13 protein-coding genes are annotated in these 17,921 nt (G+C 72.3%); 2 read left to right on the forward strand and 11 right to left on the reverse strand.

The features are described from left to right. Positions 1-6: 6 nt before the first annotated feature. From D7Y04_RS01285 to D7Y04_RS01300, 4 genes are all read right to left on the reverse strand, one after another. The gene (locus D7Y04_RS01285; protein WP_121758077.1) at positions 7-2,589 is read right to left on the reverse strand and encodes a DUF5916 domain-containing protein; all 2,583 of its coding nucleotides are present in this window, start codon (positions 2,587-2,589) and stop codon (positions 7-9) included. A 12-nt stretch (positions 2,590-2,601) separates the two neighbouring features. Then, complete coding sequence (locus D7Y04_RS01290) at positions 2,602-3,699, reverse strand: ABC transporter permease (protein WP_233601218.1); 1,098 nt, start codon at positions 3,697-3,699, stop codon at positions 2,602-2,604. Continuing rightward, on the reverse strand, positions 3,692-4,564 hold the full coding sequence (locus tag D7Y04_RS01295; protein ID WP_233601219.1) for an ABC transporter ATP-binding protein: 873 nt from the start codon (positions 4,562-4,564) through the stop codon (positions 3,692-3,694). Before D7Y04_RS01295 ends, D7Y04_RS01290 begins: the two co-directional genes overlap by 8 nt. Before the next feature lie 108 nt (positions 4,565-4,672). Then, the gene (locus tag D7Y04_RS01300; protein ID WP_121758078.1) at positions 4,673-5,530 is read right to left on the reverse strand and encodes a class I SAM-dependent methyltransferase; all 858 of its coding nucleotides are present in this window, start codon (positions 5,528-5,530) and stop codon (positions 4,673-4,675) included. A 46-nt stretch (positions 5,531-5,576) separates the two neighbouring features. Here D7Y04_RS01300 and D7Y04_RS01305 point away from each other — a divergent pair, with 46 nt between their 5' ends. Beyond that, the gene (locus D7Y04_RS01305; protein WP_120597858.1) at positions 5,577-6,332 is read left to right on the forward strand and encodes a thioesterase II family protein; all 756 of its coding nucleotides are present in this window, start codon (positions 5,577-5,579) and stop codon (positions 6,330-6,332) included. Between the two features lie 6 nt (positions 6,333-6,338). Here D7Y04_RS01305 and D7Y04_RS01310 read toward each other — a convergent pair whose 3' ends face one another. The 6 genes from D7Y04_RS01310 to msrA all read right to left on the reverse strand — a co-directional run bounded on the left by D7Y04_RS01310 (position 6,339) and on the right by msrA (position 13,971). Beyond that, positions 6,339-8,759, reverse strand: coding sequence for a M20/M25/M40 family metallo-hydrolase (locus tag D7Y04_RS01310; RefSeq protein ID WP_121758079.1), 2,421 nt, complete (start codon positions 8,757-8,759; stop codon positions 6,339-6,341). Positions 8,760-8,769: 10 nt separating this feature from the next. Further along, positions 8,770-10,029, reverse strand: a complete 1,260-nt coding sequence (locus D7Y04_RS01315) for an ATP-grasp domain-containing protein (RefSeq protein ID WP_121758080.1) — start codon at positions 10,027-10,029, stop codon at positions 8,770-8,772. After that, positions 10,029-11,111, reverse strand: coding sequence for a cysteine synthase family protein (locus tag D7Y04_RS01320; protein ID WP_301540758.1), 1,083 nt, complete (start codon positions 11,109-11,111; stop codon positions 10,029-10,031). Before D7Y04_RS01320 ends, D7Y04_RS01315 begins: the two co-directional genes overlap by 1 nt. Before the next feature lie 48 nt (positions 11,112-11,159). Beyond that, complete coding sequence (argH, locus tag D7Y04_RS01325) at positions 11,160-12,683, reverse strand: argininosuccinate lyase (RefSeq protein WP_233601220.1); 1,524 nt, start codon at positions 12,681-12,683, stop codon at positions 11,160-11,162. Next, positions 12,680-13,204, reverse strand: coding sequence for an aminoacyl-tRNA deacylase (locus D7Y04_RS01330; protein WP_233601221.1), 525 nt, complete (start codon positions 13,202-13,204; stop codon positions 12,680-12,682). The genes argH and D7Y04_RS01330 overlap by 4 nt, the downstream gene beginning before the upstream one ends. A gap of 110 nt (positions 13,205-13,314) precedes the next feature. Beyond that, the gene (gene msrA / locus D7Y04_RS01335) at positions 13,315-13,971 is read right to left on the reverse strand and encodes a peptide-methionine (S)-S-oxide reductase MsrA (protein WP_120599841.1); all 657 of its coding nucleotides are present in this window, start codon (positions 13,969-13,971) and stop codon (positions 13,315-13,317) included. A gap of 112 nt (positions 13,972-14,083) precedes the next feature. Between msrA and D7Y04_RS01340 the strand changes: the two genes are divergently transcribed. Continuing rightward, positions 14,084-15,712: a Sapep family Mn(2+)-dependent dipeptidase gene (locus tag D7Y04_RS01340; protein ID WP_121758081.1), complete on the forward strand. Its 1,629-nt coding sequence runs from the start codon at positions 14,084-14,086 to the stop codon at positions 15,710-15,712. 7 nt (positions 15,713-15,719) lie between these two features. Here D7Y04_RS01340 and D7Y04_RS01345 read toward each other — a convergent pair whose 3' ends face one another. Further along, positions 15,720-17,750: an ATP-binding protein gene (locus D7Y04_RS01345; RefSeq protein ID WP_233601222.1), complete on the reverse strand. Its 2,031-nt coding sequence runs from the start codon at positions 17,748-17,750 to the stop codon at positions 15,720-15,722. Between the last annotated feature and the right edge of the window lie 171 nt (positions 17,751-17,921).

Consider the following 17,921-nt stretch of genomic DNA (forward strand, 5'->3'; position numbering starts at 1 on the left):
TACGTCTCAAAGCCCCCACTGGTGGGACCACTTCAACAACCAGGTGTCCGTGGTGGCGCCGTCCAGCAATTGGTTGGGCGCCAGGCGGGTCACCTGGGTGGTGCCCGGCGTGGTGGGCAGCTCCGTCTGGGCGCGTGAGTAGACGAAGTACAGCGTGGAACCCAGCCGGTACTCCCAACGCAGCACGGCGTTGAGGTTGAGCGCGGACTCGTGGAAGTCCGGGTCCAGCGCGGTCGTGGTGGGCGTCAGCCGCGCGAGCGGCAGCCGGCCGTTCGCGTCCGGGGTTCCTTCGAAGAAGGGGCCATAGCGGCCGTACGCGGAGAAGAACTGCGCGTACGCCTGGAGCGTGAGCCGCGGGGTGAGCACCAGCAACTGGCGCAGCGTGAAGGACACGGCGCGCGGGTGCAGCTGGCCGAACACGAGCCGGCCGTCCTCGTCCCCCACGTAGCGGGGCCCGTCCAGGTTGGTCAGCAGCTCGCTGGTCAGCTGCGTCTCCAGGCGCGGCGTGGGGCGCCACGTCATCGTCACCGCGCCGCCGCCGCCCGTCTTGGAGGGCAGGGGCGCCGGGGCGGAGATGCGGCCCACGTAGCCGTCCAACTGGAAGGAGAGGGCGCGGTTCTTGTCCGTGGAGCCCGCGCACGCCGCGTACCGGTACGGCGGGCGCTCGTAGGGGATGCCGGTGAGGGGAATCTCGCGGATGTCGCTGCGCCCGGTCAGCTGGCCCAGCTCGCACTCCACGGCGTGGAAGCCGGGCAGCGTGGCCAGCGCGCCCACCGTGAGCTTGTGGCTGAGGCGGATGCCGCGCCCGTCCGTAGTCCAACGGGTGATGCCCTGCACGGAGGAGGAGAAGTCCAGCAGCGGCCCGAAGCCGGTGGGCCGCACGAAGGACACCCGGCCTGACGCCTCCTGGAGGTTCTGGGTGGGCTGGTAGCCCGTGGTGCTCAGCTCCAGGCGCGGCGACAGGTACTCGTAGCCCACGTCGAAGCGGAAGGGCTCACCGCCCTGCTTGCCGCCGCTCACGTAGGTGCCCAGGCCCAGGTCCCCCGGGAGCAGGAGCGTGCCGTCGCGCAAGGCACGCCCCGCCTCCGGGCCTCCCGCCACGCGCGAGCCGGTGAGCTGGCCGCGCACGCCCCAGGCTCCGTCCGTGCTGCGCACGTCCCAGTCCAGCGCCGCCGCGTTCCCTCCGGCCACCCGGCACGCGTCGCGCTCGGCGGGGTCCTGGGGCAGGCCGCCCGCGCACAGGTCCGACAGGGGCGTCGCCGCAGCGAACGTGCCGCCCACGGACACGCCGGTGACGGGCTGCTGCCGCAGCACGACGGTGAGGAAGTTCTGCGCGGCGCCGGCCTGCGCGGGCAGCGCGTTGTTGGGGCCCAGGTGCAGCGGCCGGGACGGGTGGAAGCGGATGCGCCGGTCCGGCGGCGCTTCGCCGTCCTCGCCCGTCCGGGGCGCGGAGGGGCCCATCACCACCGCGTCCAGCACGCCCACCTGGAGCGTGTCGGTGAGGTTTCCGGTCAGCTTCACCGCCGCCAGGATGGGCGTCTCCAGGCCGATGCGCCGCGTGTAGAAGAGCGTCTGCGAGGAGTCCCCCACCGGCTGGAAGACGTCCATGCCCTGGAGGAAGAAGGGGCGCTTCTCCGGGAAGAACTGCTCGAAGGTGCTGAGGTTGAGGATGAGTTGATCCGCCTCCACCTGTCCGAAGTCCGGGTTCACCGTGGCGGTGAGCGTCAGGTCGCTGGTGAGCGCCGCGCGCAGGTCCACGCCCACGTCCGCGGACGGGGAGCCCAGCCGGGGCGTGGGCCGCGCCGGGTCCGCGTAGCGGGGGCTCATGCCGAAGCGCGCGGCGACGTAGGGCGTCAGCTGCACGCCGCTGCGGGACGGGATGCGCTCCAGGCCCTCCAGGTGCCCGAAGCGGGACACGAAGGCGTTGTCGTTGCGCGGCAGGAGGGTGGAGTCGATGACCTCCCGCGTGCGGGCCAGCTGCCGGCGCACCGCGAGCCCGAAGGTGTGCGTGGGCGCCTCCGGGAAGCGCAGCAGGTGCAGGGGGATGACCAGCTCCGCGGACCACCCGTCCGGCAGGTCCGCGGCGGCGCCGTCCCACACCGCGTCCCAGTCCTCCGTGTACTTGATGTCCTCGAAGTAGAGGACGTCCCGGAGGATGCCGCCCGCGTTCACCGTGAACGCGTACGCGGTGCGGTGGTCGTGCGCGCTGTCCACCATCACCGTGACGGAGTCCGACTCCGGGGGCCGGTCCCGGCGCCCCAACTGGCGGTTGATGAGCAGGGGCTGCGAGTCGCGCGCCACGATGCCGACGTAGAGGTTGTCGTCGTCGTAGAGGACGCGCAGGTCGGTGCGCTCGCTGGGCGCCGCGCCGTTCTTCGGGAAGGTCTGCACGAAGCGGTCGAACAGCGGCGCCTGCGCCCACTCCGCCTCGTCCAGCCGGCCGTCCAGTTGGATGGGCTTGAGCGTGCGCCGGGCCTGGATGGCCCCGGACGCGGGCGGCCCTTCCGCGCGCGGCGAGGCGGCCCAGAGCAGGGTGAGGAGCCCCATGACGACGGGCGCCGTGGAACGCGGACGGGAAACGAGAGGCATGGTGAGGAGTGCTCAGGTCCAGCGGAACAGGCGCACGGCCAGGGCGAAGCACGCGGAGCCCCACGTGCCCAGGATGGCCAGGTCCGGCAGCAGCGCGGACAGCGGCGCGCCTTCGTTGATGACGGCGCGCATGCAGGCGTTCATCGCGCTCAGGGGCAGCGCCCGGATGAGCGGCTGGACCGCGTCCGGGAAGTGGCTGGAGGCGAAGAAGATGCCCGCCAGCCCCATCATGGGCACCATCACCATGTTGATGAGGCCCACGGCCGTCTCGCTGGTGCGGGCGCGCGAGGCGCACAGGAACGCCAGCCCGCTGAAGGCGAACGTCCCCGCCAGCGCCACCGCCGCCACCGCCGCGAGCGAGCCGTGGATGGGCATGCCGAACGTCACGCGCGCGAAGCCCAGCACGAGCGGCAGGTCCACGCACAGCACGAACACCACCCGCGCCAGCGCGAAGGACAGCAGGTACTCCGGGCGGCGCATGGGCGTGGCCGCGAAGCGCTTGAGCAGCCGGCGCTGCCGGGCCAGGACGATGACGAACGTGATGCCCCACATGCTGCCGGCCATCACGTTCATGCCGACGAGGCCGGGCACCAGCCAGTCCACGTAGCGCGTGCCGGGCGCGCTCACCGCGTCGTCCTTCACGGGGCGCGCGTCGGCGCGGCCCGCGTCGCGCTGGAGCACGTCGTCCACGAAGGTGCGCGTGGCGGGAGACTCCGGGCGGGTGGGGTCGAAGCGGTAGGCCAGCGCGCCCCCGGTCTGCTCCGGAGGCGTCACCTGCAGCGCGAACCGGCCGGTCCGCAGGCCCGCGCCCGCCTCGGAGGCCGGGACGCGCTCGGGCGTGAGGCCCGGGTGGGCGGCCAGGGCCGCGGCGACGCGCTCGGCGCCGGGCCCGTCCACCACCGCCACGCGCGTGCGCGGCGTCACGCCGTGGTTGAACGCGCTGCCCAGCGCCACCGTGAGGAGGATGGGGAAGACGAACGTCCAGAAGATCGTGCCCGGCTCGCGGATGAACTCCCGCAACCGGGTGAGCGTCAGGCGCGCCAGCGGCGGCATGCGCCGTCCCCGCGCGGGCCGCGCGCCAGCGACCGCGTCCATGGTGGGCTCAGTCACGCAGGTTCCTCCCCGTCAGGGACACGAAGACGTCCTCCAGCGTGGCGTTGCGCGTGGTCAGCCCGGACAGCTCCGCGCCGCGCTCCGCGATGCGCGCCAGGATGGAGGGCAGCGCCAGGTGGGGCCGCGACACCGACAGCGCCAGGCGGCCCGTGAGCGTGGTGCGCGCGGCCGTCACCCCGGACACGGACTCGAAGTCCGGCGGGCCCAGCGCGGGCTGCGTGGTGAGCTCCACCACGTGCTCTCCGCCCAGGGACGCGACCAGCTCCGCGGGCGTGCCCACCGCGATGACCTGGCCCTTGTCCACCACCGCCACGCGGTCGCAGAGCTGCTCCGCCTCGTCCATGTAGTGCGTGGTGAAGACCACGGTGCGCCCGCGCGAGCGGAAGGCGGAGATGAGCTGCCAGAGCGCCCGGCGCGACTGTGGATCCAGGCCCGTGGTGGGCTCGTCCATGAAGATGAGCTCCGGGTCGCCCGCCAGGCTGCACGCGATGGACAGCCGCTGCCGCTGGCCGCCGGACAGCCGCACCACCCAGCTGTCGGACTTGTCCGTGAGCTGGAGCAGCGCCAGCAGCTCCTCCGTGTCCGGTCCCTGCGAATAGAAGGACCGGAAGAGCTCCAGCGTCTCGCGCACCGTCAGCTTGTCGGAGAGGAGGTTCTCCTGGAGCACCACGCCAATGCGCTCGCGCAGCGCGTTCCCGGCCTTCTCCCAGGTGCGGCCCAGCACCTCCACCTCGCCCCGGGTGGCCGTCTGGAGTCCCTCGAGGATCTCCAGCGTCGTCGTCTTGCCCGCGCCGTTGGGGCCCAGGAGTCCGAAGCACTCGCCGGTGCGGACCTCCAGGTCGAGGCCCCGAACGGCAGCCACATCACCGAACTCTTTGTGCAGTCCCCGCACCCGGATGGAAATCCCCACATGTCTGGAAATAGACAAATTCCAGGATGCGAACAAGGAGGTGGGGAGTAGGCGCGAGGCTCAAGCCGGCTTGCTCACCACGAGTCCGAACATCAGCGGGAGGGTGGGCAACTCCTCCGGTGGCCACATGCGGCGGCCCTCTGTCTCGCGCATGCGGGGGAAGAGGCGCGCGCCGTTCGCGTAGGGGTACTCGCGGAGGGCCTCCAGGCGCAGGCCCGCGGACAGCAGGGCGGTGATGATCTCCCCCAGCCCCCACTGGAACGTGTGGTCCGGATGCGGATTGCGGAAGTCCTTCACGCCCTCCTTGAAGCCCCAGGGCACGAGCGCCTCTTGTGCCTGCGCGACGTAGTCCGTCACGCCAGAGGTCTCCACGTGCACGCCTCCACCATAGGGGTAGTGGAGCCTCCACTGTTCGTCGAGCGTGAGCGCCAGCGGATGGAAGTCGACGACGACGAAGCGGCCTCCTGGCGCGAGCACACCCGCGAGTCCCCGGGCCCAGGCGCCCAGGTCGGACAGCCAGCACATCGCGCCATAGGAGGAGAAGGCGACGTCGTAGCGCGTGCCCTCCGCGGAGGCGGCGGCGAGCCAGTCGTAGACGTCCTGCCGCACGAAGGTGCCCGGGAGGCCGGACGCCTCGGAGAGCGAGCGCGCGAACGCGACGGCCTCGTCGCTGATGTCCACGCCCGTCACGCGCGCGCCCTTCGCGGCGAAGCTCAGCGTGTCCTGCCCGCTGTTGCACAGCAGGTGCACCAGCGACTGGCCCCGCACGTCTCCCACCAGCTCCTGTTCCTCGGGGAAGAGGGTGAAGTGGCCTTCGCGCAGGGCGCGGGCCTGGTCGCCCTTGTGGCTGTTGTGGGCCGGGGTGGCCTCGTTCCACGAGCGCCGGTTGGCTTCATGCAGTTCTTTGGAGGGAGCCATGGGGCCATGATTCCAGGGGTGCAGGGGGGAAGGGTAGAAGAGAGGGGTGACTTCCTCCTGGTTGCCCCTGCACCGGGTCCGCGCTGGCACCCGCGTGCGCCTGTTCTGCTTCCCGTTCGCGGGCGGTGGCGCGTCCGTGTTCCGGCCCTGGGCCGGCGTGCTGCCGGAGGGCATGGAGCTGGCCGCGGTGCAGCCGCCGGGCCGTGAGGAGCGCCTGGCGGAGCCGCCCCTCACGTCGCTGCCCGCGCTGCTGGACGAAATGGACGCGGCGCTGTCGCCCTGGCTGGAGGACCGGCCGTTCGCCTTCTTCGGGCACAGCCTGGGGGCGCTGGTGGCCTTCGAGTGGACGCGGCGCCTGCGCCAGAGGGGCGGGCCCGCGCCGCTGCACCTCTTCGTGTCCGGCGCGCCCGCGCCCGGCCTGCCGCGCACGGGCCCCCTGCTGCACGCGCTGCCGGAGCCGGAGTTCCTCCAGGTGGTGCGCCAGCTGGGCGCGGGGGCCTTCGACGGGCTCCCGGACGCGGGGCTCCTGGAGGCGTGGGGCCCCCTGCTGCGCGCGGACCTCCAACTGGCGGAGAGCGCGGCCCCCGGGCCCGGTGAGCCGGTGGACGTTCCTCTCTCCGCCTTCGGAGGGCTGGATGACGCGGCCGTCTCCCGGGAGGAGCTGGCCGCGTGGCGCGAGCGGACGCGCGGCGCGTTCTCCCAGCACATGCTGCCTGGGGGGCACCTCTTCATCCGCGCTGGCTACCCCGCCGTCATCCAGGTGCTGTGGCGGAAGCTGCGCGGGGCCGTGCCGGGACTCTGAATCGCGTCAGTACTCGCCCGTCACGCTCACCAGTGTCTCGTCCGTCACCGCGAAGCCGAAGGGCACCGGCATGGTGTCCTCCGGACGTTGGGCCGCGGGAGTGCCGGGGGCCTGGTCCAGGTCGAAGCGCACGGTGGTCGCGCGGAGTTGGACCTTCGTGCCCTCGGGCACGGTGAGCTCCAGCGGCAGGCCTCCGGGGGGCACGTCCCAGTACTCCAGCAGACCGCCGCCCGGCACGTCGCGCAGCCGGGCCACGGCGCTCGCGTCCACCGGCTGGCCGGCGATGGTCAGCGCTCGCAGCGGCGTGCCCGCGCCGAACCGGACCTGGAGCAGGGGCGCGCGCTCCACGGACTCCACGTGGAGCACCAGCCGCCGCAATCCGTCCCGCGTCTCGTCTCGCGACACGCGCACGCTGGGGGCCGGCAGGGGCCGGTGGGGCGCGGGGGCCACGCGCACGTCGCGCCAGAAGCGGGGCAGGTAGCTGTCCAGGCGGCGCGCCGGAGCATCCGCGCTCACGAAGCGCGAGGCCCACGCGTCCACCTCGAAGTCGCTGGAGAGCCAGTACGCCTCGCCCCGGTTTGCATCCACGGCGTAGGCGACGCTGCTGGGGCGCGGGTCGCTCGCGTCGAAGCGCTCCCGCACCACGCCCACGCCCAGGAGTACGCACGCCAGCGCGAGCATGGGCAGCGCCACCCTCCGGCCAGGCCGCACCGTGGGCGCGAAGATCTGCGGCCACAGCATCGCGAGCCAGGGCGCCACCGCCAGCGTCGCCACCGGTGCCAGGGCGAGCGTCAGCGCGACGTAGAGGTTGAGCACCTGCGGCACCCACAGCATCAGGGCCGGAATGGCGCTCACGGCCAGCAGCAGGCGGCCTCGCGCGGAGGGGTGCTCCGGCGACCCGCGAAGCCGTCCTCCGAGCGCCAACGCGCCCACGAAGGCAGGCACCGCGAACAGGTAGCTGAGGCCCGGCGCCGCGAATGCGCTGGCCACTCCCAGCACGGCCCACACCGCGAGCGCCCCCGCCACCAGCTCCTCCGCGAGTGCCCCGTGCGAGGAGAGCGACTGGGCGGCCCCCGCTACTCGCTCCTCCGCGGGTGCCCCGTGCGAGGAGAGCGACTGGACGGACCCCGCTACTCGCTCCTCCGCGCGTGCCCTGCGCATGAAGAGTGCTTGGACGCCGACCACCGCCGACAGCGTGAGCGCCAGCAGCCCCGCGATGAAGAGGTCGCCGTGGTAGGCGTCGCCCTGCGGCAGCACGCTCAGTCCCCCGTCAATGCGCAGCACCCCCCACCACGCGGCCTGGACCGCCGCCGCGCCCGCCACCGCCGAAGCGAGCACCGCGCCCGCGCCCCACGTCAGTCCGGACGCGCGCAGCCGGCCCCGGCGCAGTCCCATGACGAGCGCGGCCGCCACCGCGAACAGCGCCAGCAGCGCGATGGGCGCGGCCCAGGTGGCAGGGTGGTGCACGAGGAAGGGCCCGGCGTTGAAATAGACGGCGTCCTCCGGAGGCGCCGGCTCCAGCGCGTCGTCGCCCAGGTGCCGCGCGAGCGCGAGCATCACCTCTCCGTGGTGCTGGAGGCTGTCCAGGCCGAAGTGGGCGAGGTCATCCGTGCGCGCGTGGTAGCGCATGAACCCGTCGAGGAAGCCGAAGTTGAGGCCCGTCTTCCCCTGCTGGAGGAAGACGGTGAAGTCCGTGTCGTTCTGCAGCCGCCGGTACACCTCGTCGAACAGCGAGCTGGCCTGGGCGGGTGCCCCCGAGCGCGCCAGGTGCTGGATGAGCCAGCGGTTGCCGGGGCCCGGCTGGAACATCAGCGAGGGTCCGTGCGAGCCCCGGGCCTCGAAGTTGAGGACCACGGAGACCTGGTCCGCCAGCGGGTGATGGAACGCGAACGCCCGCGCCCCCACGAGCCCCGTCTCCTCCGCGTCCGTGAAAAGGAAGAGGACGTCGTTGCGCAGCGGCGGGCCCGTGCGCAGCGCCCGCAGCGTCTCCAGCATCGCCGCCACGCCGGCCCCGTCATCCGAGGCCCCGGGTGACGTGGGCACGGAGTCGTAGTGCGCGACGATGGCGATGACGCCGCGGCTGTCCTGGCCCTTCACGTGGGCAAGCACGTTGTGGACGGTGGCGCCCGGGATGGAGTTCTCCTCCATGTCCGGGTGGATGGCGGCCATGGCCTGCACCTCCGGCGTGACGCCCAGGCCGCGCACGGTGTCCACCAGGTACTCGCGCACCTCGCGGTGGGCCGGCGAGCCCACGGGGTGTGGCCGGGCCGCGATGCGCGCCAGGTGTTCGCGCGCACGCCCCGCGGAGAACACCTCCGGAGGCGCTGTCGCGGGCAGCGCCGTGGGCGCGGAGGCGAAGTGCAGGGCGAGGGCGGCGGTGAGCGCGGTGAGCACCACGGCCGCGAGGCTGGCGAGGCGGGGGCTCACGCGCGGACCTTCACGCCGCCGCTTCCGGGGCCACCACGTCGAAGCGGATCCGCCCCAGCGCCTCCGTCACCGCGCGCTCCACGTGGGCGCGGTCTTCGCCGCTCGCGATGACGTGGCCCAGTCGGTCGCCAGAGCTCTCCGGCGGACGCACGGTGACGCCCGGGGCCTTGTCCACGGACACCTCGCGCACGCCGTCCTCCTGGCGTGCGTCCTCCACGCCGTGCACCGCCGCGAGCCGACCGGTGCCGGACGCGGTGAGGAAGCGGATGGAGGCCGTGGCCTTCTGGCGGGGCGTCAGGTCCACGGGCCGCCCCAGCAACTGCTCCAGCAGCACCGTCAGCAGGTCGATGCCGGTCGCGTGGCGCACCAGCTCCGGAATCATCCCGCCCGCCAGCCGCGGGTTGATTTCGATGACCACCGGGCCCTGGGCGCAGAGGCGGATCTCCGTGTGCGCGGGGCCCAGGTCGAAGCCCACCGCGTCCAGCGCGGCCACCACGGCGCGCTCGAGCGCCTGGCGCTCACCGTCGTCGAGGGGCGCCGGGAAGTCGTGGCCCAGCTCCACGAAGTGGGGCGGCGCGGACAGGTGCTTGCGCGTGACGCCGATGACGCGCGTGTCGCCCCGGGCGAGCGTCACGGTCTCCACGCTGAACTCGGGCCCGGTGAGGAAGCCCTCCACCAGCACCTCTCCGGCCAGCGCCTGGCCGCGCTCGTTCACCCGGCGCGACGCGAGCGACCGGTAGTGCGCGAGCAGCGCCTCGGGCGAATCCACGCGCCGTACGCCGGTGCTGCCGCTCTCCGCGGTGGGCTTCACCACGCAAGGGTAGGTGGCCTCGCGGCTCACCTGGAGCGCCTGGGCCTCGGAGGTGACGAGCCAGAACTCCGGGGTGGGCTGGCCCGCGGCGCGCAGCACCTTCCGGGCCTCGTGCTTCTCATGGCAGATGCGGGCCGCGTCCGGGTGGAGGTAGCGGAAGCCGTACCGGGCGGCCAGCCAGGCCACCAGGGGCACGTAGAACGTGGAGAAGGTCAGGAGCGCGTCCACGCGCGTGCGCGCCGTCAGGGCCCGCACGCAGGCGTCCATCGCCTCCCGGTCGTTCGTGTCCGCCTCCAGCACCTGGAGCTCCGGGCTGCCCGCGAGCTTCGCCAGGAAGGGGTACTTGCCGGGCTGACGGGTGATGAAGGTGACCTGCTGTCCCTGGTCCACCAGCCGCTCCACGGCGAGCTTGCCGGTGCCCGTGGTGTTGCTCTCGATGAAGGCGAAGTGGGCGCGCATCACAGCCCCAGCTCCCGGGTGAGGTCGCCGCTGAGGGTGATGTCGGGCGCGTGGTACGGGACGCCGCCGTCGTGGGGCAGCGGCGCGTGGCTCCAGCGCTCGGCCACGTCCACGCCGTAGCGGATGGCGTGCGGGGCCGCGGCGGCGGCGCACTCCGGGCCGGCGATGTGGTGCTTCGCCAGATAGTCGTCCGAGTAGATGGTCTCCCCGTACCGGTCGCCCTTGTCCGGGAAGATGCCCACGACGTGGGCGTCCGGGCCGAACTGCTCCGCGAGCCACGAGCCCACGATGTAGACCGCGCCGGACGAGCCGCCCGCGAAGATGCCCTCGCGCCGGGCCAGCTCACGGCAGCCCTGGAACACCTCGCCGTCGGACAGCCAGTGGGCCTCGTCGATGACGCGGTAGTTGATGTTGCCCGCGATGATGCTGTTGCCGTGGCCGCTCTGGAGACGGGGGCGGTTGGGCTGGTGGAACTGCACGGAGCCCACCGCGTCCACGGCCACCACGCGCACGTGCGGCAGGCGCTGCTTGAGCGCGGCGGCCGTTCCACTGAGGGACCCGCCGCTGCCCACGCTGGCCACCAGCGCGGCGATGTTGCCGCCCAGCGCCTCGGTCAACTCCTGGGCCATGGCGCTGTTGTACGCGCCCGGGTTGCTGGGGCTGTCGTACTGGCGCGGCCAGTAGGCGCCGGGCACGTCGCGCAGCACGTCCCGCAGGCGCTCCAGCCGCGACTGCTGCCAGCCTCCGGTGGGGTGATAGGCGTCCACCACGAAGACTTCGGCGCCCAGCGCCCGCAGCTTGGCGGCGGTGCTCACGTCGATGCGCGGGTCGGTGATGATGATGACCCGGTAGCCCTTGAGGGTGCCCACGCGGGCCAGTCCCTCCGCCATGGTGCCGGAGGAGCTTTCGACGATGGTGCCGCCGGGCTGAAGGTCGCCCCGGGCCTCCGCGTCGGTCACCATCTTGAGCGCGACCCGGTCCTTCATCTGCCCGGGCATGGACAGCTCCAGCTTGCCCCACAGCTGCGCGCGCGGCCGGTTCACGGCGCGGCCCCGCAGCGAGACGAGGGGGGTGTTCTTCATCAACTCCAGGACGGACGAGACCTTGAGCATGGCGGAGGACGGGCGGGGTTAGGGGGTCGGGAATCCGGAGGCGGTGAGAAGCGCGGTGACGGCCTGCTCCAGCTGTCCGCGCGCGTCTTCCTGTTCGACGCGCCAGGCCTGGAGTGAGGCGGTGAGGCCCGGGTCCTCCAGCGCGGCGAGCTGGGCCAGGACGGAGGCGGGCGCGGGGCCTCCGCCATGGGCTGACGCCTCCACGCAGGTGGCGGGCTCCAGCGCGCGCGCCAGCTCCGCCTCGTCGAGCGTGAAGGCGCGCGAGGTGACTTCCAGGAGCAGCGCCTCCAGCCCATGCCGAGCCTCAGCGGCGGTGAGGGGCGTGTCGCCCGTCTTGCGCGCCACGAGCCGGGCCACCACGTCGTGGGCCGTGCGGAACGCGAGTCCGTGCCGCGCGACCAGGTGATCCGCGACGGCGGTCATCGTCGTGTCCGCGTGGACCAGGAAGGCGCGCATCGCGTCCGGGCGGACGCGCACGTGCTGGAGCAGCAGGTCCATCAGCTGAACCGCCTTGCTGATGCCCCGGAGCGCGGGCCACAGGTGCGCGGAGACTTCACCGCTGACCTCCACGCTGTTGGTGAAGGGCGTGTTCTTCAGGCCCATCAAGGCGTTCATCAGCGCGCCGGTGGGGTGCACCGCCTGCCCGCGGATGTGCTCCAGGACGAAGGCGTTGCGCTTCTGCGGCATGATGGAGCTGGTGCTCACCAGGTCATCCGGCCAGTCGAGGAAGCCGTAGGCCATGCTGGCCCAGGACTGCAGGTCGTTGGCCAGCCGCGTGAGCGTGGTGCCCATGAGCGCCAGGGGCCCGAGCACCTGGATGACGAAGTCCCGTGAACCGACGGCGTCCGCGGAGTTGAGCACCGGCGCGGAGAAGCCCAGCAGCCGCGCGACCTCGTGCGGGTCGATGGGGAACGACGTGCCACCTCCGGCCGCGGCGCCCATGGGGCTGCGGTTGACGGTGCCATAGCTGGCAGCGAGCCACGCGGTGCCGCGGACGAACTCCGACAGCACCGCCGTCAGGTAGTGGCCGAAGGTGGAGGGCTGCGCGGGCTGCTGGTGGGTGAAGGAGCTCATCACCGTGCGCGCGTGCGCGTGCGCCTGCGTGCTCAGCGTGCGCGACAGGGACTCGCAGCCGGCGAGCACGCCCAAGAGCTCCGTGCGCAGCCGCATCCGCGTCACGGTGGCGTTGATGTCGTTGCGGCTGCGGGCCACGTGCGCGGATCCGCCGACCTCGCCTCCCAGCCGGTGGATGTATTCGTTCTCGTACGTGAGGTAGAGGCCGCGGTGCGACGCGGGCGTTTCGAACACGGTCTCACCCGCGTCCGAGCGCAGCCGCAGGTCGCGGTTGACGGACAACAGGCGCGCCACGGTCTCCGCGGGGAGGATGCCCCGGTGCGCGAGCATCACCAGGTGGGCCGCGTCGATGCGCAACAGGTGCGGCAGCACCGTGCGCTGGTCGTCCGCGAAGCCCGGTTCGTAGAACAGCCGGAAGAGGACGGGGTGGGGTGGCAGCGAAACGCGGCCCAGGGTCTGCGCGCTCATCGTGCGTCCACCGGGGAAGCCGCCGCATCCTCCGCGGCGATGTCAGCCACCACCGCGCCGGTGAGCCGCTGGATGTCCCGCGGCGAGATGCGCAGCATGTGCTGATCATCCCCGCCGCCGCCGAAGACGACGTCGTACTGGAGCACGCGCGAGTCGATGACCACGGGCAGCGGCGTCGCGTGCCCCACCGGAGGAACGCCGCCGACGGCGTAGCCCGTCAGCCGCAAAACCGTCTGCGCACTGGCCAGCTTGAGCTGCGTGAGCTGGAGCGCGGCGGCCACCTTCGCGGTGGCGATGCGGATGTCGCCGGGCGCGATGGCCAGACACGCGCGAGACGCATCCTTCTTCCCCTCGAAGACGATGGTCTTGACGATCTGCGCGGGCATCACGCCCAGCGCCGCCGCCGCCAGCGGCACCGTGGGCATGTCCGCGCCGGGGTTGATCAGCGTCGCAGCGACCTGGGAATCACGCAGGCACTGCTCCAAAAACTCGCGTCGGGAAGGTGCATCCGTCGTGTTCATGACGAACGCGAGTTTAAAGGATTCCCCTCTGACGTGAAGGGTGCCCGCGGAGCGGAACCCGTGACGGTGGATCCGCTCCGCGCGCGTGTTTCACGTCGTGCGCGCGAGCGTTACGCGCTCACGCCAATGCCAATCGGGCAGCTCACGCCGGTGCCGCCAACGCCGCAATAACCCCCCGGGTTTTTCTGCAGGTACTGCTGGTGGTAATCCTCGGCGTAATAGAACGCCGGAGCGGGCAGGACCTCCGTGGTGATGTCGCCCAGGCCCTTCGCGTTGAGCGCGGCCTGATACGCCTGCCGCGTCTCCTCCGCGGCGCGCTTCTGCGCGTCGTTCGCGAAGTAGATGCCGGAGCGGTACTGCGTGCCCGCGTCGTTGCCCTGGCGCATGCCCTGTGTCGGGTCGTGGTTCTCCCAGAACACCTTCAAGAGCTGCGCGTACGTGACCTTCGCCGGGTCGAACACCACGCGCACCACTTCGTTGTGGCCGGTGAGCCCCGAGCAGACCTCTTCGTACGTGGGGTTCGGCGTCAGCCCGCCCGCGTATCCCACCGAGGTGGAGTACACGCCCGGCACCTGCCAGAACTTGCGCTCGACGCCCCAGAAGCAGCCCATGCCGAAGACGGCCGTTTCAAAGCCCTCCGGCACTGGACCCTTCAGCGGGGTGCCCAGCACGGTGTGCTTCTGCGGAACCGGCATCTCCTGAGGACGGCCCGGCAGCGCCTCCTGCGGAGTGGGGAGCCTCAACTTCTTCGGGGACGTGAAGAACATGCTCTAGCTTTAGCCCCGGGCCTCCCCGTTTTCACGCCCGGCGCACGCCCGCCCACTCGCACCCCGTCCCACCAGGAATGCCCCGTCCCCCCGACGGTTCCCCAGGACTCCCATGCGCACCCGCCTCCTCGCCGCCCTCTGCCTCCTGGCCCCCACCGCCGCCCTCGCAGCCAAGGACCCGCGCTGCGCCGGCAAGCCCGCCGCCCGCGCCGCCCGCTTCTCCGACGCCGCCCTGAAGGGCGCCTCCGCCGCGGAGCGTTACGCCGCCTACGTCCAGGCCTGTGCACTGGATGACGTGGTGGCCCTCACCCAGACGCTCGTCCGCTTCAAGACGGTGAGCAGCGAGGCCCCCGCCGCGAAGAACCCGGAGGTGGCCGCCATGGGCCGCGCCCTGGAGGCGTGGGCGAAGCAGCACGGCTTCGGCTTCCGCACCGTGGGCAACAACGACGTCTTCGAGCTGTCCTGGGGTGAAGGCGAGCCGCTGCTGGGGCTCGTGTTCCATGGCGACGTCGTCCCCGCGCCCGCCCATGAGTGGAAGCGCGCGCCCTTCAAGGCGGTGGTGGAGAAGGGCCGCCTGTACGGCCGCGGCGTGGAGGACGACAAGGGTCCCATCGCCTCCGGGCTCGTCGCGCTGGCCATGGCGAAGGACCTGGGCCTCAAGCCCCAGGGCAAGGTGCTGATCATCATCGGCAACGGCGAGGAGAGCGACTGGAACGGCATGAAGAACTACGCGGACACGCAGCCCAAGCCCACGCACGTCATCTCCGTGGACTCCGGCTACCCGGTGATGGCCGCGCAGTCCGGCTTCGTCGCGTGGACGCTGGAGGCGCCCGTGGGCGCTGCCCTCGCCACGCCGAAGGAGGGCACCGTCGCGCGCGCCGTGGACGTGAGCGCGGGCGAGTTCCTCACCCAGGTGCCCGGCACCGCCACGCTGAAGCTCACGCCCGTGAAGGGCCAGACGCCGGAGACGGTGCTCGCCGCCGTGAAGGCCGCCATCGCCCAGGAGTCCCCCGCCCGCAAGGACCTGAAGGCCGACGCGAAGCGCGAGGGCAACACCGTGGTGCTCACCGCCCACGGCGTGGCGGTGCATTCGTCCACCGCGGACGAGGGCCACAACGCGCTCTGGGACCTGTCCGCCGTGGCCTCGCGGCTGTCACTGGAGGACAACGGCATCGCGGCGCTGCTGCGCGTGGTGTCGAAGCGCTTCGACGGCGACCACCACGGCGAGAAGCTGGGCCTGAAGTACCAGGACGCGCTGATGGGCCCGCTGCTCGTGGCGCCCACCGTGCTGCGCGTGAAGGACGGCACCGTGTCCCTGGGAGTCAACATGCGCCGGCCTCAGGGCCAGGACGCGGCGGCCTTCAACGCGTCGCTGGACGCCGCCGCGAAGCGCGTGGGCGAGGACTCCGGTGGCCAGGTGAAGGAGGGCTCCGGCCGCTACCTGGGCGACCCGCACGTGGCGGACACGTCCGGCCCGCTGGTGAAGACGCTGATGGACATCTACCAGCGCCAGCGCAAGGCGCCGGACGCGGTGCCCGGCTCCATCCGCGGCGGTACCTACGCGCGGCTCTTCCCACGCGCCGTGGACTTCGGGCCCGCGTTCCCCAACGAGCCCTACACCGGCCACGCCCCGGATGAATCCATCGCGCTGGAGACGCTGGACCTGAGCACGCGCATGCTCGCGGAGGCCGTGCACACGCTCGCCATCGCGCCCGCGTCCGAGGTGAAGGCCGCGCCGTGACGGCGGCTCACGGCTCCAGGTAGCCCAGGGGCGGGGCGAGCCGGGGCCAGCGCACGGTGAAGGTCGTTCCATCTCCGGCGGCGGTCTCCACGCGAACGCTGCCCCGGTGCACCTGGACGATCTCACTCACGATGTAGAGCCCCAGCCCCAGGCTGCGGTGCTTGCTGCCCGCGTTCGGGACGCTCGACTGCTTGAACGGGTCGAACAGGTGCGGCAGCAGCTCCGGCGGGATGGGGTCGCCCTCATTGCGCACCTGCATCACCACGTCCACGGACTCGCCCGTGAGCGTGGTGACGACGGGCGAGTCGTTCCTCGCGTGTTGCAACGCGTTCACCACCAGGTTGCCCAGCACCTGCGTCACCCGGTCCGGGTCCCAGTCCCCCCACAGGTCACCCCCGTGCACCTCCAGCACGAGGGGCCGCTCCGGGTAGACCACCTGGAGCTCCTCCAGCATGCCCTGGCACAGCTCCTCCATGTTCACGTGCTGGCGCGTCACCGGGATGCCACCGCCCAGGCGACTGCGCGCGAAGTCGAGGATGTCGTTGATCATCCGCGTCATCCGCGCAGTGGCCTTGCGGATGCGGTCCACGGAGCGGCGCGCCGGCGTGTCCAGCGCCGGGATCTTCCCCAGCATGAAGGCCGACGCGTTCACCGCGTGCAGGGGGTTGCGCAGGTCGTGGCCCAGGACGGCGATGAGCTCCTCGCGAAAGTCGATGGCCTGCTGGAGCGCGGCCTCCGCGCGCTTGTAGTCGCTGACGTCCACCACGGTGTTGCCCACCCCCAGCAGCACGCCGTCCGGGGTGCGCACCGGGAAGTAGTCCACGCGCCAGGACGCCGCGCGGCCCCGCACCGGATCCGGCCCCTGGATGAGCACGTCCTGCACGGGCTGCCCGGTCTCCAGCACCTGCCGCATCGGACGCTCGACGGACTCCACGACGTCTTCACGGACCATCTCGCGCACCGTGCGACCCCGGTGCGCCTCCACGGGGTGGCCGTTGAGGTGCGCCATCGTGTCGTTGATGCGCAGGTAGTGCAGGTCCGGATCCATGAACGCGATGCCCACGGGCGCCGAGTCCAGCAGCGAGTCCAGCAGGGCCAGCGACCGCTCGGCTTCCTTGCGTGCCTCGTGCTCGCGCGCGTGCAGCTCCGTCTGGGCGATGTGCGCGGACGCCCGCTCCGCGACGGCGTGGAAGAGCAGCACGTCCGAGTCGGAGAAGGCGAAGGCCGTGCGCGATCCCATGTACGCCATGCCCAGGAGCCGCTCGCCGTCCATGAGCGGCAGGCCGTACAGCGCGCGCAGCCCCGCGCGGCGCAGCGGCCCGACAAGGACGCGCGGGTCGGTGGCGGCCGAGCGGACGAAGAAGGGCCGCCGCTCCAGCGCCGCCAGCCCGCTCACGCCCTGGCCCACCGGCACGCGCAGGCCCTTCACCTCGTCCGTGCTCAATCCCACCGCGGCGCGCACCACCAGCGCGTCGTCCTCCAGCAGCATCACCGCCGCCGTGTCCACGGTGAGCGCGGACTCCATCAGCCGGGTGAGCAGGCGCTCCAGGAGCGTCTCCATGTCCGGGTCGTCCAGCGTCGCCTCGGACATGCGGTCCAGCGTCTGGAGGATGCGCTGCTTCATGTCCCAGAAGAACGTCATCGTCCGGGTGACCACCCGGTCGAGCGTCTCCTCCAGCCGCGTGAGGTCTCCGGGCCTCAGCCGCTGCTCCAGCGCCTCCAGCCGGTGGAGGATGCAGCGGCGCAGGAGCGCGTACTCCTGGGCCACCTCGCCCAGGTTGAAGCCCGCGTCCAGGCGGGCCGCGGCGTGCGCCGCCTCCAGGCGTTCGTCCAGCGCCTCCGGCCCCACCTCCATCGCTTCCGTCAGCGCGCTGAGCAGCTCCGGCATGTGGTCGATGAGCCAGGGAGGGCGGGCGGCGTCCTTGCCGCCCAGGTCCCGCATCACCGCCTGCTGCCATTCCATCAGCAGCGTGTCGTGGTTCGCGCGCAGGAACTCCGCCGCGGAGGGGCGAGGCCCGCTGCGCGCATGCTCGTCCACGGAGTGTGAATCCGGCTCCTGCATCGCCCATCTCCCCGGGCCCCTCGCCCGGTCGCGCCGCCCCTCGCGAAAAGTCTGCGCATGGTACTCCCGGCGCGCCTCACCCCTGCGTCGGATGGTCGCGCGCCACGAGCCCTCGGCCGCTGGTTCCGGGCCGGGCCTCGGACGCAC

Origin of the sequence: Corallococcus sp. AB038B (assembly GCF_003668955.1) — a bacterium.
Lineage (GTDB): Bacteria > Myxococcota > Myxococcia > Myxococcales > Myxococcaceae > Corallococcus > Corallococcus exiguus.

Bases quoted from the DNA above. Each gene is read 5' to 3' on its own strand.
- D7Y04_RS01315 (WP_121758080.1), bottom strand. From the start codon at position 10,029: ATGCGCGCCCACTTCGCCTTCATCGAGAGCAACACCACGGGCACCGGC.
- argH (WP_233601220.1), bottom strand. From the start codon at position 12,683: ATGAGCGCGCAGACCCTGGGCCGCGTTTCGCTGCCACCCCACCCCGTC.
- D7Y04_RS01320 (WP_301540758.1), bottom strand. From the start codon at position 11,111: ATGAAGAACACCCCCCTCGTCTCGCTGCGGGGCCGCGCCGTGAACCGG.
- D7Y04_RS01330 (WP_233601221.1), bottom strand. From the start codon at position 13,204: ATGAACACGACGGATGCACCTTCCCGACGCGAGTTTTTGGAGCAGTGC.
- D7Y04_RS01300 (WP_121758078.1), bottom strand. From the start codon at position 5,530: ATGGCTCCCTCCAAAGAACTGCATGAAGCCAACCGGCGCTCGTGGAAC.
- msrA (WP_120599841.1), bottom strand. From the start codon at position 13,971: ATGTTCTTCACGTCCCCGAAGAAGTTGAGGCTCCCCACTCCGCAGGAG.
- D7Y04_RS01340 (WP_121758081.1), top strand. From the start codon at position 14,084: ATGCGCACCCGCCTCCTCGCCGCCCTCTGCCTCCTGGCCCCCACCGCC.
- D7Y04_RS01285 (WP_121758077.1), bottom strand. From the start codon at position 2,589: ATGCCTCTCGTTTCCCGTCCGCGTTCCACGGCGCCCGTCGTCATGGGG.